We start from the raw sequence: 3,156 nt of genomic DNA on the forward strand, positions 1-3,156 counted from the left end.
TAAAAGAAATTTCACTACCACTCACTAATCCGGCTAAAATTCAAGAATTTCAATGCTTTAGCTATTTTCAATAGAATTAAATTTATTAATGTAAATAATAAATTACTATTCTTAAATTTGATCAGATTGATTGCAAAAAAACAAGATTTTCAATAGGTTACTTATAATCCTAACTATAGTTAGCCTTTCATAAGTAGCGATGCAACAAAGCCATTCCAGTGCCAAGCACTGGAATGACATCCTCCCTTGTGGAAATTGCTCTCAAATCACAATGTTCGTACAGCTATGGAATGAATCGCGGTATGACGGTTACCAGTAAACCTGAATTACTTTAGCTATGCAATCAGGCTTCCTAAAAACACTTTGTAGCCAATCAATTCTTGAGTATAAAAAGAATTCCTTTAATAATAAGGTATGCTAATCAGGAATTTAATAAAACAAGCGACTAAAGTAGGAAGCAGTGAAAATGCAATACGGTATGTCGAATATCTCTATCAATTTGAGAAGTTTAGAAACACATTAAACCTCACTTTATCACTAATAAAGCAAAATAGGCTCTCATTTGAAATATACCAAGAGGGATTAGTGGATATGGAAGAGGGAGTGTGTAAGACAATCAGGTCTTCCAGTGTAAATAGATATGTTATTGTACTGAGGAAGTCAAACCCATACATTATAGTGCATGAACTTTCACACATGGTTGAAAATGAACTGAACTTAAATTTGGAGCAGGAATTCCTCCATAAAGTTTACCAGGATATTGAGCAGAACCTAAAGCAAGCAAATATTCTTGTGCAGAAAATTATCGGCCAAGTTATATTTAAGGAGATACAGGCTTATCAAACTGCAAAATCACGTGCATCTGAATTATTTGCACGCTATTTTGAGCTATTTGCTTGGGCGCAGGAGGTTTACCCTAAAGATAAGGAATACTTAATCCGCACTCAAGACTTAAACAAAGTGTTCCTTGCTACTGACCAATGGAAAAAGAGCTACCTTGATCCACAAATGATGGAGAGAATAGATAAGGAAATCAAGGAATACAGCAATAAAACTGCCACTAAAGACGTAACCAAAGTGCAAAGCAGTTGGACTAACAAATTTTCTCCTGGAGGCAAAAAAATTAGCTCTATATTTGGAGATGATGATTAGCTTATAGTGCAGGCCAGACGTCATACCGCCGCGAACCGTCATACCGCGATTCATTCCACAACTGTACGAAAGTTGTAGTTTGGGAGCAATTCCCACCAGTGGGGTGTCATCCCAGTGCCCAGACACTGGGATCCAGGAATTTTATTAAGTTGGTAAGCATAAAAGTAGCTATTTTATGTAAAAATACAACATTTTGATGATTATGAAAAAGCTGGATCCCAGTGTCAAGCACTGGGATGACATCATAGAGGCACTGGAATGACACCTTCCTAGTGGAAATTGCTCTCAAATCATAATGTTCGTACAGTTGTGGATTCATTCGCGGCATTTCATCAGCTAACAAGCAGCGGGATGACGGTTGTCGGTAAATCTTTTAGCTGTAGAAGTTAACTTTGCAGTTAACTTCTACAGCGTTTCAAGATATAGTTTTGATAATAAAGTGCTCGAATATACATGAAAACCATTTTAGCTGTTGAAACAAGCTGCGATGAAACTGCAGTAGCGATTGTAAATAGTGACAAGCAAGTCCTTGCTCACGAAATTCTCTCCCAAGCAGAACACAAAAAACGTGGTGGGGTGATCCCTGAAATAGCTTCACGTGCTCATATGAAGCATTTAAGTGGTCTAATAAAAAGCGTCGTGGAAAAATCTAACCTTAACTTTTGTGACCTCAATGCAATTGCAGCAACGTCAGGACCAGGACTCATAGGTGGATTAATAGTTGGTACAATGATGGCTAAAGCAATTGCGCATGTAGCACAAAAACCGTTCATTGCAGTGAATCACTTAGAAGCGCATGCATTGGTTATTAGGTTACTGCATGAGGTAAAATTTCCATTTTTAGTCCTACTAATATCAGGTGGTCACTGTCAATTTTTAATTGCACAGGATGTAGGTAAATACATTAAACTTGGAGAAACGCTCGATGATTCACTAGGAGAAGCATTTGATAAAGTTGCTAAGATGCTGGGTTTAAGTTATCCCGGAGGGCCATTAATTGAAAAGTTAGCTAAAAAAGGCAATGGTGCAAGATTTAAATTGCCAAGGGCAATGATAAAACGTTCTGGATGTAATTTTTCGTTTTCTGGAATTAAAACAGCAGTAAAAAACTTAGTGCAAGAACTTAAAATAAGCGAGCAAGATGTGTGTGATGTATGTGCTTCGTTTCAAGAGTGTATTAGTGACATACTGCTGGACAGGGTTAGTAATGCGATTATTATGGCCGAATCTTTAAATATCAAAATCAATGACTTTGTGATTACCGGCGGAGTTGCAGCAAATAATTTCTTGAGAGAAAAATTAAAACAACACACAAACTTAAACATATTTTTTCCTCCCAATAACCTATGTACAGATAATGCAATAATGGTTGGATGGGCAGGAATTGAAATGTTACAGAAAAGCTATATAGATTCTCTCAATTTTGCACCAAGACCTAAGTGGGAGTTAGAGAGTTATTAAAAGCTCTCAATTCTGAATTATAGCTAAAGTGACTTAGGTTCTCTAATTGCACATAAGTCAACAATAATTTTCACACAAATCAAAACAGCATATCTTCTCCATAATCCTTGGTAATTTTATATAAGTTAAAAGTAGCATATGGTTCTCTCCGCGGTCTGAGATGACAATAAATTTGTCAAGCCGCATTATACTTGTTAGGCGGAAGTGGACGGCAACATGTTTACCACGAAGTCTAACTAAGTTCTTGCTTGTCCCTTCCATCGGCATTGCTATCTTTATTTTCAATAAAATTATTGTCCTATGCTCTTTTGATGTTTATTGATAATAAAATTCTGTTTTATGAACCAACATCCTATGCATAATTACAGCTAATTTTCTTGCTACTGCTACAATTGCTTTTTTCATTCCTTTTTTCTTCGCAACCCCAGTTTTTTAATTTAAATGTCCTCTTGGTAACTGTAAGCATTGTTTGTGCAGCTTCATATAACATACTTCTACATTCCGCTGGTCCCATCTTTGATATGCTGCCATGCCGATCAACTT

At 36.5% G+C, this 3,156-nt stretch carries 3 protein-coding genes and 1 pseudogene; 2 read left to right on the forward strand and 2 right to left on the reverse strand.

What is annotated here, in order from left to right; all coding sequences use genetic code 11:
- Positions 1–414 precede the first annotated feature (414 nt).
- Positions 415–1,152 carry a WD_0702 family putative metalloprotease gene (locus OZD66_RS01735; protein WP_182366986.1) on the forward strand — a complete coding sequence of 246 codons (738 nt, stop codon included), beginning with the start codon at positions 415–417 and terminating at the stop codon, positions 1,150–1,152.
- A gap of 106 nt (positions 1,153–1,258) precedes the next feature.
- Here the strand turns inward: OZD66_RS01735 and OZD66_RS01740 are convergent, their stop codons facing one another.
- Positions 1,259–1,471 carry a hypothetical protein gene (locus tag OZD66_RS01740; protein ID WP_220468210.1) on the reverse strand — a complete coding sequence of 71 codons (213 nt, stop codon included), beginning with the start codon at positions 1,469–1,471 and terminating at the stop codon, positions 1,259–1,261.
- A 134-nt stretch (positions 1,472–1,605) separates the two neighbouring features.
- On the opposite strand from OZD66_RS01740, the gene tsaD reads away from it, so the two are divergent.
- Positions 1,606–2,613, forward strand: coding sequence for a tRNA (adenosine(37)-N6)-threonylcarbamoyltransferase complex transferase subunit TsaD (gene tsaD, locus OZD66_RS01745; protein WP_182366980.1), 1,008 nt, complete (start codon positions 1,606–1,608; stop codon positions 2,611–2,613).
- Between the two features lie 352 nt (positions 2,614–2,965).
- Here tsaD and OZD66_RS01750 read toward each other — a convergent pair.
- Positions 2,966–3,156: pseudogene (locus OZD66_RS01750) on the reverse strand (hypothetical protein); the annotation flags it as partial.

Origin of the sequence: Wolbachia endosymbiont of Drosophila baimaii (genome assembly GCF_028982185.1) — a bacterium.
GTDB classification, from domain to species: domain Bacteria; phylum Pseudomonadota; class Alphaproteobacteria; order Rickettsiales; family Anaplasmataceae; genus Wolbachia; species Wolbachia pipientis.

Coding starts and splice junctions, on each gene's coding strand:
- tsaD (WP_182366980.1), top strand. CDS start 1,606: ATGAAAACCATTTTAGCTGTTGAAACAAGCTGCGATGAAACTGCAGTA.
- OZD66_RS01740 (WP_220468210.1), bottom strand. CDS start 1,471: ATGAATCCACAACTGTACGAACATTATGATTTGAGAGCAATTTCCACT.
- OZD66_RS01735 (WP_182366986.1), top strand. CDS start 415: ATGCTAATCAGGAATTTAATAAAACAAGCGACTAAAGTAGGAAGCAGT.